Annotated in this window: 18 protein-coding genes and 1 tRNA gene; 13 read left to right on the forward strand and 6 right to left on the reverse strand. The window is 41.0% G+C overall.

The window, feature by feature from the left end:
* On the reverse strand, window positions 1-1,906 hold a 1,906-nt coding region (locus RMY16_RS29415), incomplete at its 3' end, for a hypothetical protein (protein ID WP_322739338.1).
* Window positions 1,907-2,260: 354 nt separating this feature from the next.
* On the opposite strand from RMY16_RS29415, the gene RMY16_RS29420 reads away from it, so the two are divergent.
* From RMY16_RS29420 to RMY16_RS29450, 7 genes are all read left to right on the forward strand, one after another.
* Entirely contained in the window at window positions 2,261-2,758 is a 498-nt protein-coding gene (locus tag RMY16_RS29420; protein ID WP_322739339.1) for a hypothetical protein, read from the forward strand.
* 34 nt (window positions 2,759-2,792) lie between these two features.
* The gene (locus RMY16_RS29425; protein WP_322739340.1) at window positions 2,793-3,626 is read left to right on the forward strand and encodes an Rpn family recombination-promoting nuclease/putative transposase; all 834 of its coding nucleotides are present in this window, start codon (window positions 2,793-2,795) and stop codon (window positions 3,624-3,626) included.
* Window positions 3,627-3,677: 51 nt separating this feature from the next.
* Window positions 3,678-3,989: a hypothetical protein gene (locus tag RMY16_RS29430; protein WP_322739341.1), complete on the forward strand. Its 312-nt coding sequence runs from the start codon at window positions 3,678-3,680 to the stop codon at window positions 3,987-3,989.
* Between the two features lie 155 nt (window positions 3,990-4,144).
* Entirely contained in the window at window positions 4,145-5,830 is a 1,686-nt protein-coding gene (locus RMY16_RS29435) for an ABC-F family ATP-binding cassette domain-containing protein (protein WP_322739342.1), read from the forward strand.
* 221 nt (window positions 5,831-6,051) lie between these two features.
* Window positions 6,052-7,650: a 2,3-bisphosphoglycerate-independent phosphoglycerate mutase gene (gene gpmI / locus RMY16_RS29440; RefSeq protein WP_322739343.1), complete on the forward strand. Its 1,599-nt coding sequence runs from the start codon at window positions 6,052-6,054 to the stop codon at window positions 7,648-7,650.
* Between the two features lie 104 nt (window positions 7,651-7,754).
* Entirely contained in the window at window positions 7,755-7,988 is a 234-nt protein-coding gene (gene secG, locus RMY16_RS29445) for a preprotein translocase subunit SecG (RefSeq protein WP_118167599.1), read from the forward strand.
* A 10-nt stretch (window positions 7,989-7,998) separates the two neighbouring features.
* A complete protein-coding gene (locus RMY16_RS29450; protein ID WP_322739344.1) occupies window positions 7,999-8,808 on the forward strand; it encodes a peptidase in 810 nt (269 codons plus the stop codon).
* A 94-nt stretch (window positions 8,809-8,902) separates the two neighbouring features.
* Here the strand turns inward: RMY16_RS29450 and RMY16_RS29455 are convergent, their stop codons facing one another.
* From RMY16_RS29455 to RMY16_RS29475, 5 genes are all read right to left on the reverse strand, one after another.
* Entirely contained in the window at window positions 8,903-10,051 is a 1,149-nt protein-coding gene (locus tag RMY16_RS29455) for a glycosyltransferase family 4 protein (protein WP_322669264.1), read from the reverse strand.
* Window positions 10,052-10,407: 356 nt separating this feature from the next.
* On the reverse strand, window positions 10,408-12,060 hold the full coding sequence (locus RMY16_RS29460; protein WP_322739351.1) for an MFS transporter: 1,653 nt from the start codon (window positions 12,058-12,060) through the stop codon (window positions 10,408-10,410).
* Window positions 12,047-13,042 (reverse strand): DNA repair protein RecO, encoded by a 996-nt coding sequence (gene recO, locus RMY16_RS29465; RefSeq protein WP_322739345.1) that lies wholly within the window; start codon window positions 13,040-13,042, stop codon window positions 12,047-12,049. Before recO ends, RMY16_RS29460 begins: the two co-directional genes overlap by 14 nt.
* A gap of 139 nt (window positions 13,043-13,181) precedes the next feature.
* The gene (gene deoC, locus RMY16_RS29470; protein ID WP_322739346.1) at window positions 13,182-13,862 is read right to left on the reverse strand and encodes a deoxyribose-phosphate aldolase; all 681 of its coding nucleotides are present in this window, start codon (window positions 13,860-13,862) and stop codon (window positions 13,182-13,184) included.
* A gap of 170 nt (window positions 13,863-14,032) precedes the next feature.
* Complete coding sequence (locus RMY16_RS29475) at window positions 14,033-15,211, reverse strand: DNA cytosine methyltransferase (protein WP_322739347.1); 1,179 nt, start codon at window positions 15,209-15,211, stop codon at window positions 14,033-14,035.
* A 374-nt stretch (window positions 15,212-15,585) separates the two neighbouring features.
* Between RMY16_RS29475 and RMY16_RS29480 the strand changes: the two genes are divergently transcribed.
* From RMY16_RS29480 to RMY16_RS29505, 6 genes are all read left to right on the forward strand, one after another.
* Window positions 15,586-16,860, forward strand: a complete 1,275-nt coding sequence (locus RMY16_RS29480) for a glycosyltransferase family 4 protein (RefSeq protein WP_322739348.1) — start codon at window positions 15,586-15,588, stop codon at window positions 16,858-16,860.
* Window positions 16,861-17,470: 610 nt separating this feature from the next.
* Window positions 17,471-17,929 carry a ribosome silencing factor gene (rsfS, locus tag RMY16_RS29485; protein WP_322667277.1) on the forward strand — a complete coding sequence of 153 codons (459 nt, stop codon included), beginning with the start codon at window positions 17,471-17,473 and terminating at the stop codon, window positions 17,927-17,929.
* Window positions 17,926-18,426, forward strand: a complete 501-nt coding sequence (locus RMY16_RS29490) for a CGLD27 family protein (RefSeq protein ID WP_322667279.1) — start codon at window positions 17,926-17,928, stop codon at window positions 18,424-18,426. Before rsfS ends, RMY16_RS29490 begins: the two co-directional genes overlap by 4 nt.
* A gap of 216 nt (window positions 18,427-18,642) precedes the next feature.
* Window positions 18,643-19,596: an asparaginase gene (locus RMY16_RS29495; protein WP_322739349.1), complete on the forward strand. Its 954-nt coding sequence runs from the start codon at window positions 18,643-18,645 to the stop codon at window positions 19,594-19,596.
* 46 nt (window positions 19,597-19,642) lie between these two features.
* Window positions 19,643-19,719 (forward strand) — tRNA-Met (locus tag RMY16_RS29500).
* Window positions 19,720-19,822: 103 nt separating this feature from the next.
* On the forward strand, window positions 19,823-21,277 hold the full coding sequence (locus RMY16_RS29505; RefSeq protein WP_322739350.1) for a YcjF family protein: 1,455 nt from the start codon (window positions 19,823-19,825) through the stop codon (window positions 21,275-21,277).
* Window positions 21,278-21,563 lie beyond the last annotated feature (286 nt).

The raw sequence follows: 21,563 nt of genomic DNA on the forward strand, positions 1-21,563 counted from the left end.
ATACGTTATCTGTATAGGTTATACCTGGAGGTCTTACCTTACCCTTTTCCTCAATTAGAGCCGTCCAGAATCTATAATCTTCTTTTTGAGGTGATAGTTTCCTTTTAGCTTCCTCTTGAATTTCTACCCCTACTTTACTTATAAAATCGTCATAGAATGAGTTGTATTGTATAAGTAATTCAGGAATAAATGTTTTTAAATACTCATTTGCAGATGTAAGCTCATTAAGGATATTTTCTAGTTCCTGCTTTGCTTGCTTAGTAAATTTTTTCAACATTTCATCTTCATTTATTCCTTCAGCAAAAACCCTCATATCATAATATATGTCTATATTCCTTGGTTCATAGTAACCGAAGTTTAGATGGATAGCGTGTTTAGTATTCCATGCTTTATAAAGAGTACGATAGTATTCAACATACTTAGCAACAAAACCTTGTTCTTCATCTTTATAAACAAAACTAGGTACTCTTTTATTCAAGTACCGTAAATCTTTTATTTGATGAATGGCATTTTCAATCGCCTTTATTTCTGGTACTGTCAAGGCATCACCATTTTTTATTCTCGTAAAGCTTTCTGTAATATCTTTGATTTCGTCCAATAAAATATTTCGTCTACGTTCTACTACACCCGCTATAGCTTCGATGAATTCATTTTTATCTGCCTGTACATCTTCTTCACTGTAAATGTCAGTATTTAGTTTGACTATATCATCACGATAGTACCTCAAAGCATCATAGAATAAAATATTTTCTAGGAAGAAATCTAAGTTTGAATTTCTGAATGTATCTTGAATTTCCTTTTTTCTAATTTCAATTCCTAAATCCCAATTTTCATCACATCCATTCACTTTTTCAGGTTCCTTTTTGTAAGGCAATACCAAAGTTACAAATCTATGATGAAAGTCTTTGGATTTAGATGTAAGGTGATAACCTATTAATTTGCGAATATTAGCTTCAGGAGCATCTTTGAAGGAAGTTACAAAGAGACAGATAGTATCCTGACTTTCAATATATTTCTGCAAATCTTGACGAATTGGGTTCTCATCAAGTCCTTTGGTATCAACAACTGAATCGAACTGAGACAAGTTTGAGCCAGATAAAACATCATAACTAACATAAAGATATATTTTTCTCGGAATAGCAAATTCATTGAACTCAGCAGTATTGATAGCAGCAAAGGTGTTTTTTATCCACTCTCGCTCATTATTCTGATTGTCACATTCAATTCTATTCGTAGTTCTAGATTTAAGGTTTGCGTTATTCAATGCAATCCTTTTGAGTTCAACTAATCCTAATTGATCAAACTCCTCCTTAGCTTGATCAATTATTTCTGTTTTCTTTTTATCGCCATCAGAAATTGTTTTATAGTATAATTTCATTTTGATAACATTTCTAATAGCCCTTTCAATTTCCTTAGAAATAGTTATATTTTGATCTGTCTGAGGATTATCTTTATTAGCAATAGAGTCGCAGAACTCGAAAATAATATTTTTCATCTCATCTAGTGTATAAGGCTCTATCTCTATATAAGTTTTTTCCGCAGCTTTTATAATGACTTCACATATAGTAGTTTTTCCCGCCCCTGTTGATAATAACTCTTTAGTTTCGGTTACATTCCGAGGTTTACCAGCAATAGTCTTGGAAACATTAAAATTACTTATTAAGTTAAAAAGATGACAAATAGCTGTAGTCTTTCCTTGTCCAATAGTACCTATGAAAACAATATTATATTTATCTATACTAAGGATTTTCTCGATTTCTTCTAATCGTTCTAGTTTAGATTTCAGGTTATTGATGTAAATATGATTAAATACAATAATCTTTGGAAAACTTGAAATTTTATTTATTTCCTTGTTCAAATCTTGTTTTAAGGATGCAATCTCTTCTTGCCACGTTATCGTCAACATACTGTTTACCCTCTTTCTATACTACTCGCTTGATATTTACAGTATGCCCATTATGCTTGAATATCTAACAACAGCCTCACAACACTACCAAACCTTTCTCTGGTAAGCTTTTAGCCATTTGGTGATGAGCAAGGCGATCGCTCATTTTGGCTGAGTTAAAGGTTTTGGTATAAATACGTAATGGCTGCACAAACTAAGTCCGTTTGCGTGGACTCCAGCAAGTTGAAACCCACCTCCGTGGGTTTTGTTTGTATAGCTGCGATTTATAATCGCCAGGGCTAGCGTATTTTACTGGCAGTTAAGGAATAAATGGTTTTAAAATGGTGCAATCTTAAAATATTTAGGGGTGCAGCTATGTCGCTACGCAATGAGCCTTTAGATTGGCAAGTTGAAACGAATAATCCTTATATACCAGTTTATCATCAAGGCAATTTGGTGGGATTTTTTCAACCAGATTATGCCAATGAAATTATTAAAATTTTAAATGAAGAAGAAGTTTTAAAGAAAGCACTAAAAATGGCTTGTACTGATTTAATTAAAAAAATCGGTGGCGATACCAGAAAAGTTAATTATTTAATGGAAAAATATGTAAAAACTAGTGAGCGTCCCAAGCATGGAACTAGAGCGATCGCAGTTTTACTTCAGGATAGGCAAAAAGAGCTTGATTTGAGTAATCAGGAGTTTGCTAAATTCTGCGATACCTTTAAATTATCTCCGACTGAACTGAATAATATTTATGCTGGAGAAGCATTTGATGATAGTTTTTTAGCGCCCCTTTCACGTATATTAGGGATGGCAAAAGAGCAATTGCTGAAAGTGCGAGATGGTTCTGAAGAAACAATTAACACATGAACAGCAAATCAAAATTTTCAAATGATATAAAATTGTGAAAACAGACATCATTTTTTATCGGCTGTTTCAAGAATTCCCTGATATCTTTTTTGAACTTATTGGTAATCCTCCAGAATCAGCTAGCCTTTATCAATTTTCATCAGTTGAAATCAAACAAACAGCCTTCAGAATCGATGGTGTGTTTCTGCCTACACAAGGAAGTGAAAACCAGATTTACTTTGTTGAAGTGCAATTTCAAGCAGATGGGGAAATTTATTCACGGCTAATTGCAGAAATATGTTTATACCTCCGTCAGAATCAACCATTAAATGACTGGGGTGCTGTGGTTTTATACCCAAACCGGAATGTAGATACAGGAGATATCAAACATTACTGTGAGTTTTTCACAAGTGGACGTGTCAGGCGCATTTATTTGGATGAATTAGGTGAAGGTGCATCGCTTCCAATTGGCATTGCAACTGCTAAATTAGTAATTGCAACCGACGATATAGCGATCGCACAAGCAAGGGAGTTGATAGACAGAACCAAATCAGAGATAAGCTCACCACCAAAACAGCAGCAATTATTACAATTTATAGAGACTATTTTGGCTTATAAATTTCCCACAATGAGTAGGGAGGAGATGGAGGAAATGTTTGGATTAAGCGAGTTAAAGCAAACCAGATTTTATCAAGAAGCCTTTCAGGAGGGTGTTGAACAAGGTAAGGTTCAAGGCATCGAACAAGGCATTGAACAAGGTAAGGTTCAAGGCATTGAGCAAGGTAAACTCAGAGCAGTACCAGCAATGTTGGCAGCCGGGTTGACTGTAGAACAAGTAGCACAGGCGCTAGATTTGAGTGTCGAACAAGTCAGACAAGCCGCGCAGTAGGATTCTTCTGATCAAGGAGTAGAGGAATTGGTGGACTACAACATAGGAACTATGAGTTTCAAAGATACAAAAGTTTATCAAGAAGCATTTGAAGAAGGGCGTTTGGAAGGTTTACGGCAATCAGTACCTCGTCTACTAGATTTAGCTTTAACTATTGAGCAAGTTGCGGAGGGATTAGGTTTAACTATAAACCAAGTTCAAAACGCGAAACTCTATCATGATGGCATCCAAATAGGGGAGCGTAGAGCCAAATTAAAATTAATACCCACCTTATTAAAATTGGGGGTGACAGTGGAACAAGTAGCTGAGGCATTTGATTTCAGTGTCGAAGAAGTTAGACAAGTAACACAAAGCCAGCCTTGAGATAGATGTGGTAAATTTTATCCGTGGCTCAAGCCAAATTTGGTTTGCGGCTTCCAACCTTGATCACGACGAATTTATAGTTAATTTTTGTTAATATTAGAGGCGGTGTTAGTACTTCGTCCTCAACCACCCACTCCCTACCTGAGAGAAACTTAATGCTGCGACTAGAACATATAAGTAAAATTTATCCCACAGGCGAAGTTCTCAAAGATATCAACTGGGAAGTTAAACCAGGCGATCGCATTGGCTTAGTCGGTGTCAACGGTGCTGGAAAATCTACCCAACTCAAAATCATTTCTGGGGAAATTGAACCCACCGCAGGCGAAATTATCCGTCCTAATAGCTTACATATAGCCTACCTCAACCAAGAGTTTGAAGTAGACCCTACCCGCACCGTTAGAGAAGAATTTTGGACTGTCTTCAAAGAAGCCAACGAAGTACAGTTATCTCTGGCGCACATACCACAAGAGATGGAAACGGCTAGTCCAGAGGAACTGGATCGACTGATCGCCAAGTTGGATCGGTTGCAGCGCAAATTTGAAGCCTTAGACGGCTACAACTTAGATGCACGCATCGGGAAAATTTTACCAGAGATGGGGTTTGGGCTAGAAGATGGCGATCGCCTCGTCAGTGCCTTCAGTGGTGGTTGGCAAATGCGGATGAGTTTGGGTAAAATCCTGCTGCAAAAACCTGACTTGTTGCTGCTGGATGAACCGACTAACCACCTAGATTTAGAAACTATTGAGTGGTTGGAAAATTACCTCAGAGGGCTGATTACGCCGATGGTAATAGTCTCTCATGACCGGGAGTTCCTTGACCGCCTCTGCACCCAAATTGTGGAAACTGAACGTGGCGTTTCCACTACTTACCTTGGTAACTACTCGGCATATTTGGAACAAAAAGCCGAAAGTCAATCAGCACAACTGAGTGCTTACGAACGCCAACAGAAAGAATTAGAAAAACAGCAAACCTTTGTTGATAGATTCCGCGCCAGTGCTACCCGCAGTACTCAGGCAAAAAGCCGGGAAAAGCAACTAGAAAAAATTGAGCGCATTGAAGCACCCATTGCTGGGGTAAGAACTCTACATTTCCGTTTTCCCCCTGCACCCCGCAGTGGACGCGAGGTAGTAGAAATTCAAGATTTAACTCATCTTTATGGTGATAAAATCTTGTTTTTGGCAGCAAATCTGCTAATTGAAAGAGGCGATCGCATTGCTTTTCTTGGCCCCAACGGTGCTGGAAAATCTACCCTTCTGCGCGTAATTATGGGTATGGAACCACCCACAGAAGGTAGCGTTAAATTAGGGGATCATAACGTTATTCCCGGTTACTTTGAGCAAAATCAAGCTGAAGCTTTGGATTTGAAGAAAACTGTTATGGAAACTATCCATGATGAAGTTCCAGACTGGGATAATCAAGAAGTCCGCACGCTTTTAGGACGCTTCTTATTCACTGGTGATACTGTATTTAAGGCAGTTGGGGCATTAAGTGGAGGAGAAAAAGCTCGTTTGGCGTTGGCAAAAATGCTCTTACGTCCCGCGAACTTACTAATTTTAGATGAGCCGACAAACCACCTAGATATTCCAGCGAAGGAAATGCTGGAAGAAGCGCTCAAAAATTATGACGGTACGGCAATTGTAGTTTCACACGATCGCTACTTTATTTCTCAAGTAGCTAATAAAATCGTTGAGATTCGTGATGGGGAATTCCGGGTTTACTTAGGAGACTATCATTACTATCTCCAAAAAATTGCCGAAGAAAAAGAACAAGCAAAGTTAGCTGCGATCGCTGCTGAAAAAGCTGCTAAAAAAGCTGCAAAAGCTTCCAGTAAAAAGAAATAAAAGATTGAATACGGACTTAGTAGTAGTGCTAAAATGCTACTACTAAGTAATTACTTGTTATTAGCGATCGCCGAGATTATATAAAAACCGCTAAAGTTTAAAAAATCATTCAAAAAACTGTAAGTCTTTCATAAAATAAATTAATAAGCAAAAATTCACTTGCGGCGTGGATTAGCAGTGGTATCATTCGGATATTACAAAAAGTAAAGGGCAATTTTACTATGACCAAAGCACCTGTTGCTCCTGTGGTGCTAGTCATTTTAGACGGATGGGGCTACTGCGAGGAGAAGCGAGGAAACGCTATTGTTGCTGCTAAAACTCCCATTGTGGAAAGTTTATGGGCAGCTTACCCGCATACCCTCATCCGCACATCAGGAAAAGCTGTAGGGTTGCCAGATGGTCAAATGGGCAACTCGGAAGTTGGTCATTTGAACATTGGTGCTGGGCGAGTTGTACCGCAAGAACTGGTACGCATCTCTGATGCGGTCGAAGACGGTTCTATTGCTTTAAACCCAGCACTCGTCAAAATTTGCCAGGAAGTTCGTTCTCGGAATAGCAAGCTGCATCTAGTAGGGCTTTGTTCTGAGGGAGGGGTACATTCACATATCACCCATCTATTCGGACTACTTGACTTAGCCAAGAACCAGCGAATTCCAGAAGTTTGTATTCACGCTATCACCGATGGTCGTGACACCGCCCCAACTGACGGTGTAAGAGCGATCGCGCTGCTGCAAAATTATATAGACCGCATAGGAATTGGACGCATAGTCACCCTCAGCGGTCGCTACTACGCGATGGATCGCGATCGCCGCTGGGATCGGGTTAAACGCGCCTACGACATGATGATACAAGATAGTGTAGGTAATGGTCTCAAGGCTGTGGAAGTCTTGCAAGCATCTTACGACCAAGGGATAAAAGATGAATTTGTCAACCCCATCCGAATTGCACCCGGCGCAATAGAACCAGGGGATGGGGTGATATTTTTCAACTTCCGCCCCGATCGCTCCAGACAACTGACTCAAGCTTTGGTCAGTCCCACATTTAACGGTTTTGAAAGACAGCAAATCACACCACTGTCTTTTGTCACGTTTACACAGTATGATTCAGACTTACCCGTGGCTGTAGCCTTTGAGCCGCAGAATCTCAGTAATATTCTGGGAGAAGTAATAGCTAATCATGGTCTGAATCAGTTCCGCACCGCCGAAACAGAAAAATATGCCCACGTCACCTATTTCTTTAATGGGGGTCTAGAGGAACCTTTTGTTGGAGAAGATCGAGAATTAGTAAGCAGCCCAATGGTAGCTACTTACGATCGCGCCCCAGCGATGTCAGCAGCAGCAGTTACAGATGTAGCGATCGCTGCGATTCAAAAGGGTACATATTCTCTAGTTGTGATTAACTATGCCAACCCAGACATGGTAGGGCATACTGGTCAAATCGAAGCTACCATTACAGCAATCGAAACAGTCGATCGCTGTTTGGGACGCTTGTTAGAGAGCGTTATCAAAGCCGGCGGCACAACACTTATTACTGCCGATCACGGCAACGCTGAGTATATGCTAGATGAAGGGGGTAATCCCTGGACAGCTCATACCACTAACCCAGTCCCCTTCATCTTGGTGGAAGGAGAGAGAGTTAAAATCCCTGGATATGGTACAAATGTCGAACTGCGAAGCGATGGCAAGCTATCCGACATTGCCCCCACCATTCTAGAGATTTTACAGCTGCCTCAGCCACCAGAAATGACCGGGCGATCGCTCCTGAAAACAGCAGAATATGAGCTGCAACGTACTCGCACCCCCGTGCAAGTAGGGCTGTAAAAGAGTGCTGAGCTTGAGTTAGGAGTTTTTAGTGAACTCCTAACTTTTGAATTCTGACTCCTGAATTCTGGTTTTTAAAACTTGTTATAAATGAGATTCCTACCATGACAGTTAGTAATATCGTGCAAGGCATTTGGGCATTTTCCGCCACTGGTTTGATTATCTTGGTTTTACTGCATAGTCCCAAAGGTGATGGTATTGGCGCCATTGGTGGACAAGCCCAGCTATTTAGCAGCACCAAGAGTGCAGAAAACACCTTAAACCGAATTACTTGGGCATTGACAGTAATTTTTCTCGGTTTAACAGTAGTTTTAAGTGCCGGTTGGCTGCCTAAATAAGGATAGGTCAATGGGGAGAAAAACCCAACACCCGATACTTAACACCCTAATAAATTTAATTTCACGACGGTTAATTACAGCTCTTGCCTTGTTTATTGGCACAGGGCTGTTAATTATTTTTACTAATATCCAGTTGAGTAATGGGTTTGCAATAATACCAGAATATGTACATTCAGATTTAATAATTTCTCTCCCTACTTCCCCAAAACCTCATCCCTTACCGCCCACACTGGCACAGTGGCGAGATAACACTAACAGTGGTGACTACTTTTCACAAGTCACAACAACCCAAGTTGGTTATTTAATCTGGTCACAATTTCCTGTTCGAGTTTACGTAGAACCACCAAAATCTGTCAGCGAAAAACAAGCTCAAGCATGGGTTAACGCTGTATTACAGGGTGTACAGGAGTGGAGTACTTATTTACCTTTAACAATAGTCGAACAGCCAAAAGTTGCTGATATTACGATCGCGCGAAAAACGCCACCTCTACAAATTTCCCCTGGTAGTAATATACCGCGTGCGCGATCAGCACAAACTACTTACGAGTTATACACCAGCAGCAAAATTTTATTCCACCGCTTCACCATCTTGATAAGTCCTAGTCAAACACGTGAGTATCTCATTGCAGCAGCCCGCCACGAATTCGGTCATGCGCTAGGAATTTGGGGTCATAGTCCGCTAGAAACTGATGCTTTATACTTTTCTCAAGTTCGTAACCCGTCGCCTATTTCTACCAGAGATGTAAATACTCTAAAGCGGGTTTATGAACAGCCAACCAGTTTAGGATGGCCTTTAATGGATAATTCAAAAATTAATTGATCGATAGGTAAATTGGAAAATGTCGTACCAAACAAGAATTAGAAATTCCCATCTATCTGATAATTTACAATGCGATCGCACTTCTTCCTTTTCCTTACGCTCTACGACTTAGTGGTAAAGGTCGCTGTGCTAAAACTCCTTTATAAAGTTCTTCCAGCAGACTAATATTTTTACTAAGGGTATAGCGGTCTAATACACGCTGTCTAGCTTTTTGCCCAAGTAGGGTTGTTAACTCAGGATGGTCTTGCAACACTGGTAAAAGGGTTCTCAATTGCGATCGCGCTGTTTTGGTACTAATAACTATACCTGCGCCCTTTTCCAATACTTCTCCATCTGCACCGACGTCTGTCGCTAAACAAGCCAACCCACATGACATTCCTTCTAACAGAGATAGGGACAAACCCTCTACCAATGAAGGCAAAATAAATACATCTGCGCCCCGCAAAATTTCGATCCGTCGGTCTTCATCAGCGACAAATCCCAACCAGATAATGCCATATTCGGAACCATAAAATTGCTCTAAGGAAGACTTTAAAGGGCCGTCGCCAACAATTAGCAACTTAGTACCAGGCCCCATTGCTGACTGCTTCCAAGCCCGGAGGAGGGCTTCAACATTTTTTTCTGGTGCTATGCGACCCTGATAGACAAATAAACGTTCGGCTTTAAATTCTGCTTTGACTTGAGAAAACCCTGGAGAATACTTGGCAGTATCAACACCGTTGGGAATTACGGCAATATTTTCTTCCCTGACACCCATCCCTGCTAATAATTCTCGCTGAATTTGGGAAAATACAATCACGCGATCGTAGTTAACTAAAAAAGGCGCATAGAGCTGGTAAGCCAAAAGTTGTGTTCCCGATACCAGTTTTGCCCCCTTTCCAGCAAATGGCGTGTGAAAAGTGGCAACTAGAGGCAACCTCAGTTCCTCACAGATTTCCGGTAGAAAAAAGTCTAGAGGAGATAAAGTCAAGGAAGCATGGACTACATCTGGTTTGATTTCCCGCAGTGAATCGGTTAAAACTTTGGTGGCTTTAAAAGTGGGAATTGTGTAAACCTGAGACTTATAAATGAAAGGTAGAGAAACCTCTCGAAGATTTGGCCAATTCTCAGGTTCAGACTCTTCCTGGGCGAAGTGAAGAAAGCTAACTTGATGTCCCCTATCTAGCAAGGCATTTGTAATTTCTCGACTGTAGGTGACATTGCCGCAAAAGGGTGATTTTTTTCCAATCCAGGCTATACGCATTCTTTATTTAGCTGTAAGAAAAGCGGGTTTAATCTATTACTTGTGTGTCCTTTGTGATTTTTCTTTTATCTAGTTATACTTGCTGGTTTTTTATTTATTAAAAATTTCCATAACTTTATACTAGTTTAAAAAGCTTATTTTCAGCTAATTAAACCAGTGGTTTTATGGCTTTATTTATTTTAGTTATAAGTTGTTAATTTCTAATACTTAAACAACTTATTCTGACTAATGTCAGATTCATATCCGGCAAGTATGTGATAAATTTTCACTGGCAACAGTTTACCATGAACACAAAAGCTTTAAGTAAATTATTAATTACGTCAAGGTAATAATTAATAACTACTGTTAGCTGATAACTACTTGTGCGAGTTATACCAGGTTAATATACCTCCTGAAAAGACGATCGCAGCTAATCCCAAAAAAACTACCTGTAATCCCAGAAAGGTTTCTGCGACACCAGCTAATGCTAAAGGTAAGGAGAGGGCAATATTAATTACATTGTTCTGCAAGCCAAAAACTTTACCACGCATTTCTGGAGGTGTTTCTGTTTGGATTGCGGTTTGCATAGGAATTCCCACTAGTGCCCCAAAGATGCCCACTAGCGCCACCAGTAACAATACGAGCCACAGTTGAGTTGTAAATACTGACAGACCAATCAGGGATGCTGCCATACCCATACAACCGCACAGACTTAGCTGAGTATAGGAGAAACGTTGACCAAATTGACCAAGAATTGTTGCTCCAGCCGCGATGCCAACACCGCCAGCTGCTAGTAAAAAGCCGAACTGGGAGGCTTTCATATTGGGAATTATTTCTGCCATCCGAACGGCTAGAACAGTTAATGCTGCAAAAACAGAAAACAAGATAATCAGTTGAAGCAAAGCATTGCGGACGCGATGATTTGCTTTGAGATAGGCAAAACCGTCTCGCAAGTCAGAGAATACGTGAGGGAATTCTGTATCGGGGTGGTGGTGTTTTTCTTTAGTTGCGAGGAGGAACAAAATTATTCCAGCGATCGCATAACTGCCACCTACCAAAAGTTCCTTGCCCAAACTCCCACTACCACCAATTTGCAGCCAAAGTCCATCAGCGATCGCTAACAACGGTTCTCCAACGGCAAACCCAACAATCACCGATGCCATCATCGTTGTTGTGTAAAGCGAATTAGCCGAGAGTAAATGCTGTTCTTCTACAATTAAAGGAATTGCCGCCTGTTCTGCCGGGGCAAAAAACTGTGTCAAAGTCGAAACTAAAAAAGTCACACCCAAGATGATTACAAAACCCACTGGCAGCAATCCGATGGGTTTCCAATCATGAGTTAACCACACCAAGAAGGGAATTGACAAAACTAGGATGCCGCGCCAAATATTTGTTGCTACCAGTACAGCCTTTTTCGACCAGCGATCAACAAACACGCCAGCAACGGAACCAAACAATACGGCTGGAATAGTAAAAGCCATCATCAAGACTGATACCCAACCACTAATACTCTGATTGCTTCCTTGAAACTGAGTATTAATCAAGGCAATCATCAGTACCAAATAAACTTTATCTGCTAGTTGAGAGAAAACTTGACCGCCCCAAAGAGCCAAGAAATTAGGATTTTTTAATACAGGTAAAAATCCTAACTGTTTTACATTCCCTGCAATAGCTTCTCCACCTGAACCAGAGCCATCTAATTGCGGTAATTCTTTTTCTGGGATAGTGTCTACTGGCAAATTCCGCCCATTGGGAACGCTATTGCTATCTACCTCTGGAGTAGTTAATTTGTCCTCTGATTGTATTTCTGATTGGCTTGGAACATCAGTTTTTGGGATCTCCGCTGTCCAACTTTGATCGTTTTGAGAAACATCTTTTGGGGACATTTCTTGGCCATTTATTTGACTAGGTGTACACTTGGGAACAGCACTCAAGTGATTCCTGACTGTAGGATCTGATACCCTATTCTGTTTTTTGGCGAGGCTTGGTGACAAAGGCAGGATTTTCTTATCCAAATCAGACGGTTGCATCATGGTTGGCAGCAAAATAAGAGTCGATCAAGGTAGCAGAGCGGATAGGGCGACCTAATTGATACTGAGCATACTGGCGCAAAATCTGCTCAACAGATAACCAGTCATGATCTCTAGCACCATCAATTTGCATTATCTCTGGTTGTGACAGATGTTGAAGCAAAGCTAGTTGCATAGCACCCAAACGACTAGAAATCACAGGTATTTCTTGCCGATGTACAACAATTGTTTGGGCATTGGGGAGCCAGTGCGTTGCGGAGGTTCTCTCCGTTGAAGCAACTGGCGTCATTGGAAATGGGGCATGAGGCACAGGAAATTGGTTATTAATCTCCCCCTGCTCCTCTGCTCCCCTGCTCCTCTGCCCCTCTGCCCTCATTTCCCTCTCCCCCTCTTTTCGTAAACGTTCCCTAGCTTCTAAGGAAACCGTTCCACCCGCAGGGATGCTAAATCCTACCTGCCAGTTGGGATCTGTGAAGTCTGGCTTAAGGGAACGTTGAGATAGGCAACAGATTTGCACTTGTGGTGTCAGTCCTGCTAAGGCTAAAAGGTGAAATACACCATGAGCCAGATGAGCCAAAACACCAAATGGATTTGCACTAGACACCGCCTCTAAGCGATGAAGATGTTCATTGAACAAATCATAAAGTTCTTCTTGGGGTTGTTCGCTCAAAGCTTCACACAGAACTATTTCTGCTAAATATTGACTGGCAGCCAGTTTTCCCAAATCTTTAGCTAAACCAGGATAAGTTTTTAACGTTTGTGCTTGAGTAATTTTATCAAGCGATCGCCCTTTGGCAATCAATAGTTCATTCACAACAAACATTCCACTCCTACCGCCCAGGCTGGAGTTGTGCTTACGTGACCCTGGAGCCACGGCTCGAATTAGACCGAATTCTCGTGTCAAAATCGTCACTATTTTATCTGATTCTCCCAGCGCCTGGGTTTTAAGATTAATACCAGTTGCTTTGTAGGTTCTACTCATTACTCATTAGTCATTAGTCACTAGTCATTAGTAGTTATTTAGCCATTAGTCATTGAGCAAGGGTCATTAGATTAGGACAAATGACATAGACGCTTCTGCGGCTTCCCGCAGGGTAGGACAAATGACAAAGGACAAATGACTATTCACCCTTTCCCAGGTTATCGCGCTGACGGATCAAATCCATACCGCGAGATGTGCCTAATCTAGTAGCACCCGCTACGATTAAGTCTAGGGCTTGATTGATAGTGTGGATACCACCTGAAGCCTTAATTCCCACCCTTTCTTTTGCCAATTCCTGCAAAAGTCGCACATCTGCCACTGTGGCACCACCATTCCAACCAGTACTAGTTTTTAAGAATGTTGCTCCTGCCTCCATAGCTATTTCAGCAGCTATTTTTTTCTCTGCATCTGTCAACAGGTTAGTTTCCAAAATCACCTTGACTGTTTGTCCAGTCTCTTCGCAAATTTCGGCAATCTCCCGGTGGACTTCTTCAGTTTTGCCAGCTTTCAACCAGCCCAAGTTCATGACTACATCCAACTCAGTGGCCCCACTATCCGCCGCTTCTTGAGCTTCATACAGTTTCACCGCTGAAGTCGTTGCACCAGAAGGAAAACCAATCACCGTACAGACTTTCGGGTTTTTACCGTGGAGGAGTTCTACTGCTTGCTTAACATTAGCGGGGAACAGACAAACCGCCGCAAAGTTGAATCTATATGCTTCTTCACACCATTGCTCAACCTGCTCTGGAGTAGCCGTTGGCATTAACAGGGAGTGATCGATAAATGGCGCAAGATCAATGTCTGGATAGTCTGCTGCCATCGTGTCTTCTGCCAGTGATTGATTATTAAACTTTATAAAAAATTAAAACATTTCTTATATATATATTAAACCATATTTATTACGAGTTTATCCTGAAAACAAGCCGCTGAATTGTCTTTAATATTGGCTTTACAGATATCCCGGAATTACTGCAAGTATTTAAATTGACGCTAAGTAGTAGTAATACTAGGAATATCAAGAGTGTTTTTTACACTATTTCCTAAGAAGTTAATAATAGTTTGAGCCAATGCCTGCGATGCCAAATATGGGACACCATTACCAATAGTTTTAAACATATTAGTGAGTGACATACTATCTGGAAGTACAAAATTTGCAGGCAAAGATTGGATAGCTAAAGCTTCTGCTACAGAAATTCGCCGGATTTTGTAAGGATGTAAATGTACTTCATTATTTCCATAGCAAGCTGTCGGAGAGTAACGCCATCTATGCAGACGCTTGAAAGATTTTTTAGAATCATCTCCTTCATCAATAGCAGCAAATTTTGTGATCCCTGCTCTGGGTTGAAAACAGTTTTCAGAATTTTGATGTTTCAAAACCTTATTTTTTATAAACCAGTATTCAACTGTTAATTCTTCAGGTATGTCATCAGGACAAGGTATTAGAGAATTTTCTTGGAATGTTTCACACTTACGCCAAGGGTAAGCAAAAACTTTTTCGCGAGGATATAAAATATAATTATTCCAAGGAAAAGATCGCTCATGTAGTAACTTTTCACTACCGATTTTGATCCCTCTGTCCTGAAGAAAATTATTTTTGAAACCAACTAGAATAATTCTTTCTCTATCCTGGGGTACGCCATATTCGATAGTATTAATTAATCGCTCTGTTAATATATAGCCTGCTTCATGTAATTGTTGCTTAAGCGATTCAAAAAATAAACGGTGTTTTGTTGTCTTCCATAAACCCTTAACGTTCTCAAATAAAAAGAAATCTGGAAGATTGCGGCAAATTAATTCAATATATGCAGCGGAAAGTTTACCATTATTTCCTAAACTTCCTCTATTTTTTCCACCAATAGAAAAATCAGGACAGGGAGGCCCACCAATGAAACCAATTATATTATGAGATTTGCGGCTGTCTTTGACCAATTCTTGAAGGTGTTGTGCTTCTTTTCCAATAATAAGTTTTGTTACATCTCCTGCCTCACCATGATTATATCCATATTCAGGCGATCGCATTTTTAGAACTTCCCGTGAATGGCGATAAGCGGCGATAAATGGAGCGAAAATTTCATTGACATAAACAATATTAAAACCGCTGGTTTCAAAACCTAAATCGAGGAAACCTGAGCCAGCAAAAAAAGAAAAAATACAAGGGCGATCGCTCATTGCATGACTAGTACGATCAAAAAATCTTATTAATATTCAGATTAAAGAAAAATGGGTTATGTACGTAACTTATAGGGAAAGCTAATACTAACTATCCCAATTTTGATTTCATATTTGGCAAAAACTAATACACTTAGGGCTTCTACGTAAGTACCAATCAAAAAAGAACAATTTCAAAACTGCTTAAATAGTAAAAAAATTTCACAGCTTCCCTAAGTATTACATCTCAAAGTTTACTCAATCTTTAAGGAAAATACCTGACAGAAAAAGAGTCTAGAGTCACAATTAAATATAGGGGTTTCCAAGCCCAAATGATATTTCAGACAAATATTTGTCACTAAATAAAAAACCGGGGTACTTGAGAATAAATTTTTATGCGGATTTTAATTTACTCCTACAACTACTATCCAGAGCCAATTGGTATTGCCCCACTGATGACTGAATTAGCAGAGGGACTAGTGAAACGTGGACATGAAGTCCGCGTAGTTACTGCTATGCCCAACTACCCTGAACGGCAAATTTACCAGGAATATCGGGGCAAATGGTATGTCAACGAATACAAAAATGGCGTTCAAATTCAACGCAGTTACGTTTGGATTCGTCCACAACCAAACCTATTAGATCGGATGTTACTAGATGCGAGTTTCGTCGTCACTAGTTTTGTACCCGCCCTTCTCGGTTGGCGCCCAGATGTGATCCTCTCAACATCGCCATCCTTGCCAAGTTGTGTACCAGTTGCACTTCTAGGATGGTTACGTGCTTGTCCTGTAATTTTAAATCTACAAGATATATTACCAGAAGCAGCCGTCCACGTCGGTCTGCTAAAAAATAAATTACTTATCCAGTTGTTTACATTATTAGAAAAATTTGCCTACCGCAGTGCCAGTAAAATTAGCGTCATCGCCGATGGATTTGTGGACAATTTGCGAGCTAAGGGCGTAGAAGCTCACAAAATTGTACAAATTCCCAACTGGGTTGATGTAAATTTTATCCGCCCTTTGCCTAAAGAAGATAACCCTTTCCGTGCAGCACATAATCTGAATGGCAAATTTGTAGTACTGTATTCTGGTAACATTGCCCTAACCCAAGGCTTAGAAAGCGTCGTCAAAGCTGCTTCTGTGTTGCGCCATATCCCAGATATTGTCTTTGTCATCGTTGGAGAGGCAAAAGGTTTACAGCGATTGCAACAGGAATGTCTAGACTGCGGCGCAGATAATGTGTTGTTACTGCCATTTCAACCCCGTAAACATTTACCACAAATGTTGGCAGCTGCGGATGTTGGTTTAGTGGTGCAAAAGAAAAATGTTGTATCTTTCAATATGCCGTCAAAAATTCAAGTGCTACTTGCTAGTGGAGGGGCCTTAGTTGCCTCTGTACCCGACAATGGTACGGCAGCAAGAGCCATTAGGCAAAGTGGCGGCGGAGTTATCGTTCCTCCAGAAGATCCCCAAGCTTTAGCGATGGCAATTTTAGATTTGTACAAAAACCCCGAAAAAGTCAAAACTCTGGGTTACAAAAGTCGCCAATATGCTGTTGAGCAATATGCTTTTGAACAAGCTTTAAATCAGTATGAGTCCTTGTGTTACTCATTGACAGCAGAACGTAGAGAAATTCAGTCTACAGGCATAGTTACAAAACAAGAAGTTTAATCTTTGCAGCAAAGTTATGCTGCATCTATAGAAATTACAATTATGCCCTCAAATCTAAGTAGTAGGAAGTTTGAGGGTAACTAATTTTACTATTATAGATATAGTAATAGATAAGCAGATTTTCAGATGCATTGTTGAACTAAAAATCTCACAGATTCACTTCATTCAACTCGTGGGTTATTGATCCCAAATTATGTATTTATACTTAACTTAAGCGTATATAATAAAAGAATCGCACTTTTCCTAGACCAGTTATTAGTATGCTGCGTTGTATCGTAATTTTGAGCAGAGAGTCAGTATAAAGCGTAGATATATAGTAGTTACCTGCAAATTACTAGCTTTACATTACATATTATGCTCTTTGATGAATCTGCAATTATTTTCGCTCTCAATTCCTGTTGGAAAGCTATTGGTTGTATCGCTGCACAAGAACCATCAGCTGTTGCGGATATCGAAATTTAAACGGGCAATTATTAAACTAATCGCATAGACACCTGTTTTTTTGTTAGTATTCAAAAAAACCTATTGACCCATTTGTCAGATCAATTGTTCGTTGTTTGTAAGTAAATGTCAACAATTGTTTCAAAAGGAAGAAAGCACCTGAGGTTTAATGACTGATTATTTCCAAGGAAATTTCCCATTGCAATCTGTCCCACTGACGAAGAGTGCGGTAATAAGCCACGGCCAAACCGAAGAGGCAAGCGAAAAATTAGCTGCAACGATCGCTGTTGCGGCATCAGACCGCAAAGCAGGTGAGATTTTATTGCTCAAAGTAGCAGAGGTATCTTACCTAGCTGATTACTTTGTGATGATGACTGGCTATTCTAGAGTACAGGTCAGAGCGATCGCTCAAGCAATTGAAGGAAAAGTCGAAACTGAGTTGCAACGCCGTCCCATAAGGACAGAAGGAAAAGTCGAGGGTAGTTGGGTACTACAAGATTACGGTGATGTGATCGTTCATATCATGATGCCCAAGGAACGGGAGTTTTATAATTTAGAAGCGTTCTGGATTCATGCAGAACGTATTTCCCTTCCAGAATCTGATGAAGGTGAGGGTAAGCCAACATGATTAGGTCTTCGGTTTCTAATTGCCCAGTTCCTACAGACCAACAACCACTCAATGAATACGAAGAGTTAAAAACTTCCTGGCTGTTTCGTGATACTACTTTAGATTGGCGCGAGTATATCACGAAACTTGTTTGGATTTGGGGTTTATCTTGGCTTTTCGCAGGGCCTATAGCTGCGGCAAGTTTTCCCCCTCACAAGTATATTGCACATTTTCTTCTCTGTGGTGCAGCAGGAGCCAGTGTCGGGTTAGTGCTGATACTAGTAAGGTTGTACTTAGGCTGGTTCTACGTGTGTGATCGCCTTTGTAGTCCCACAGTATTTTATGAAGAGTCCGGCTGGTACGATGGTCAAACTTGGACTAAACCACAGGAAATCCTTAACCGCGATCGCTTAATTGTCTCATACGAAATCAAACCCATTCTGCGGCGGTTACAATTTACCTTCGCTGGCTTGGCGGGAATGTACGTTATTGGTACTATAGGTTGGCATTTGTTTTAAAGCGTCATTGGTCATTGGTGAGTCAGTGCGGTCTTCTCCCAAAGGGAGAGGCTAGCGCCAAGGGGGTTTCCCTTATGAGCAACTGGCGTTAGCGCAGCGTTAGCGCAGCGTTAGCGACGCAGGAGCGTCACCCGAAGGGTCATTAGTCATTAGCTAAGGACTAATTACCAATGACCAATAACTAAATTAATTAAAAAAGGTGATAAATATAAACCCATGACAATGGGAAAACGAACTCAAGCCACAGCACTGGAAGTCCGGTTGCTGCGGGAAGGTATTATTGAATCCAGGCATATAGTCCAAGCTGTTGTCTGCGACGAACGAGGACGGGTTCTAACCGTTGCTGGAAATTCTGAAACTGCTGCATTTATCCGTTCAGCCCTCAAACCATTTCAGGCACTCGCAGTAACTACCACAGGTACACTGGAACGCTATCAACTCAGCGATCGCGACTTAGCAATTATCACAAGTTCTCATAAAGGAAGAGTAGATCAAGTCCGACAGGTATTTAACATCCTTTGGCGGGCCGATCTCGATCCAACCATACTCCAGTGTCCAATTCCTGAAGGCAAACGCAGTCCTCTGGAATACAATTGCTCTGGAAAACATGCAGGAATGTTAGCCGTTTGTCAGCAACGCCATTGGCCCTTGAATAACTACTTGGATCGCAAGCACCCAATCCAGCAGTTGATTCTGGGCAAAGTAGCAGAGTTGCTGCGAATGCCAGCAGCAGAATTTATCAGCGCTCATGATGACTGTGGCGCACCAACTTATCTGATGCAACTCGGTCACATGGCATCTTTGTATGCACTGTTAGCCTCTAGTACCAACTTGGATATGGAGCGCATTGTTCGTGCAATGACTCATCACCCCGCAATGGTCGCAGGAGATGGAGAATTTGATACGGAACTGATGCGCTTAACTCCAGGAGAACTAGTCAGTAAAACTGGTGCCGAAGGAGTGCAGTGCATTGGTAGACTCGGTGAAGGCTTGGGATTGGCAATCAAAGTCATGGATGGGGCAAAACGAGCAAAATATGCCGTTGCTATTCATTTACTTCAGCAGATGGGGTGGATTAGTCCCAGCGCCGCCGAAAGCCTCTCAGAAAAGTTTGTCACCTTGGGAAAATACAAGCGTTTAGAAGTAATTGGAGAATTATCATTTTTGTAGTTGCCAAACTCTTGACTATAGGTTATGCTATAAAAGTTAAGAGCGACGCGGGATAGAGCAGCCTGGTAGCTCGTCGGGCTCATAACCCGAAGGTCAGTGGTTCAAATCCACTTCCCGCCACCACATAAAAAATAAAACAGAACCCTACAATCAGTAAAGATTGCAGGGTTTTGTTTTATTTTGATCTATTCTGGAAGAAATAGCCATCCAAAAAGCGCGGAGAATCATGGTTGTGAAGTTGCAGCGACCAATTTTAGTGGGAGGATTGGGACTTTCCTTTTCCCTGTGGATGTTGGACAGTTGGCACGATTCTATATTGCAGGTGGGTGAGTTCGGTTTGTTGAGTGCCTTAGCTGTAGGTGGTGGTTTGTGGTTATTCCAGCAAAAGCGCCCCAAAGACAGTTTAAAGCAGCTAGATGGTATGGTAGTTGACCGAGCGACTGTGGAAAGTGCGATCGCTAAAACTGAAACTATAATTAACCAACTAGCACAAGAAGCAGAAAACCATCCAGCTTTAGAGACACTCAGAGAACAAGTTGCCCAATTGTTGCTGGAATTAGACAGGCAAAAAATTAAAGTTGCTGTGACTGGCGGGAAATCCGTCGGTAAAAGCACTCTAATTCAAGTGCTACAAAATCTAGAGACACAAAATTTCGTATCTCTACAAGAGACACCACCTTTATTTAGAGAAGTCGGTGAAAACTCAGATGCGGCTATTTTGGCAGAAGTAGCAAAATCTGATTTCGTTCTATTTCTGACAAACGGTGATTTAACAGACTCAGAATTTCAAACCTTACAGCAGCTAAAGGCAGCAAATCAGCCTAATATGCTGGTTTTCAACAAACAAGACCAGTATTTAACCGATGAAAGTGCCAACATCTTGCTGTCTTTGAAACAGCGGATGCAGGGAAATGTAGTTGCAACTGCGGCCTCTCCCATTGCCATCAAAGTCCGGAAGCATGAAGCTGATGGTTCTGTGCAAGAGTGGATGGAGCAACCAGCAGCAGATATCCAGCAGTTAACGCAGCAGTTGGGTGAAGTTTTAGCACAGCAAGGACAACGGCTAGTTTGGGTAACTACCATGAGAAAAGCCGGGTTGTTGAAAGCTGAGGCGAAAAATTGGCTAAATGGAACCAGACGCGATCGCGCCACCCCAATTATTGAACAATATCAGTGGATAGCTGCTGCTGCTGCCTTTGCTAACCCAGTACCAGCCTTTGATATTCTGGCAACTGCGGCAATTAATGCTCAAATGGTAATGGATTTGGGTAATATCTATCAGCAAAAATTTTCCCTAGAACAGGCACAAACCGTAGCTGGAACAATGGGAAGTTTGATGCTGAAATTGGGTTTAGTTGAACTTTCTACAAAGGCTATTAGTACTGTTCTGAAAAGTAATGCCGTTACCTTTGTTGCTGGTGGCGTAGTGCAAGGAGTAAGTGCAGCTTATCTGACTAGAGTCGCAGGGTTAAGTCTAGTTGAGTATTTCCAACAGCAGGAAATAGCGATAGATTCTGGAACTGGTTTGAATTTGGAGAATTTGCGGCAAACATTGCAAAAGGTATTTCAGCAAAATCAGCAGATTGGTTTTTTGCAGGGGTTTGTTAAGCAAGGTATGAAGCGTTTGTTGCCAGAGGTGCAGCAGGTTGAAGTAGTTAATGTTCAGAAGGCAATGGGATAATTTCATACACAGGATCGCTAAATTTTAGATTTTGGATTTTGGATTTTGGATTGAATGATTCAAAATCCAAAATTCTTTCAAACCCTGATTTTAATAAAGGATAAAAATATATAAATATCTTTGTTTTAATAAAGAGGATTGATCCGTGGTATCAGATATAGAATCTCCAAACCAAGAGTGGCTGACACTTGTATGCTGCTGTAAGTAAAACTAAAATTTACCCAAGCCTATTTTAACCTGAGTTCGGGATAAGGAAAGGAGCAGGTAGTAAGCTGAAAATAACGAC

The organism is Nostoc sp. DedQUE12b, assembly GCF_034530835.1.
Classification (GTDB): Bacteria; Cyanobacteriota; Cyanobacteriia; order Cyanobacteriales; family Nostocaceae; genus Nostoc.

Coding starts and splice junctions, on each gene's coding strand:
- RMY16_RS29430 (WP_322739341.1), top strand. CDS start 3,678: ATGAGTTTCAAAGATACAAAAGTTTATCAAGAAGCATTTGAAGAAGGG.
- RMY16_RS29420 (WP_322739339.1), top strand. CDS start 2,261: ATGTCGCTACGCAATGAGCCTTTAGATTGGCAAGTTGAAACGAATAAT.
- gpmI (WP_322739343.1), top strand. CDS start 6,052: ATGACCAAAGCACCTGTTGCTCCTGTGGTGCTAGTCATTTTAGACGGA.
- RMY16_RS29460 (WP_322739351.1), bottom strand. CDS start 12,060: ATGCAACCGTCTGATTTGGATAAGAAAATCCTGCCTTTGTCACCAAGC.
- secG (WP_118167599.1), top strand. CDS start 7,755: ATGACAGTTAGTAATATCGTGCAAGGCATTTGGGCATTTTCCGCCACT.
- rsfS (WP_322667277.1), top strand. CDS start 17,471: ATGACTGATTATTTCCAAGGAAATTTCCCATTGCAATCTGTCCCACTG.
- recO (WP_322739345.1), bottom strand. CDS start 13,042: ATGAGTAGAACCTACAAAGCAACTGGTATTAATCTTAAAACCCAGGCG.
- RMY16_RS29475 (WP_322739347.1), bottom strand. CDS start 15,211: ATGAGCGATCGCCCTTGTATTTTTTCTTTTTTTGCTGGCTCAGGTTTC.
- RMY16_RS29435 (WP_322739342.1), top strand. CDS start 4,145: ATGCTGCGACTAGAACATATAAGTAAAATTTATCCCACAGGCGAAGTT.
- RMY16_RS29480 (WP_322739348.1), top strand. CDS start 15,586: ATGCGGATTTTAATTTACTCCTACAACTACTATCCAGAGCCAATTGGT.
- RMY16_RS29490 (WP_322667279.1), top strand. CDS start 17,926: ATGATTAGGTCTTCGGTTTCTAATTGCCCAGTTCCTACAGACCAACAA.
- RMY16_RS29505 (WP_322739350.1), top strand. CDS start 19,823: ATGGTTGTGAAGTTGCAGCGACCAATTTTAGTGGGAGGATTGGGACTT.
- deoC (WP_322739346.1), bottom strand. CDS start 13,862: ATGGCAGCAGACTATCCAGACATTGATCTTGCGCCATTTATCGATCAC.
- RMY16_RS29455 (WP_322669264.1), bottom strand. CDS start 10,051: ATGCGTATAGCCTGGATTGGAAAAAAATCACCCTTTTGCGGCAATGTC.
- RMY16_RS29495 (WP_322739349.1), top strand. CDS start 18,643: ATGACAATGGGAAAACGAACTCAAGCCACAGCACTGGAAGTCCGGTTG.
- RMY16_RS29450 (WP_322739344.1), top strand. CDS start 7,999: ATGGGGAGAAAAACCCAACACCCGATACTTAACACCCTAATAAATTTA.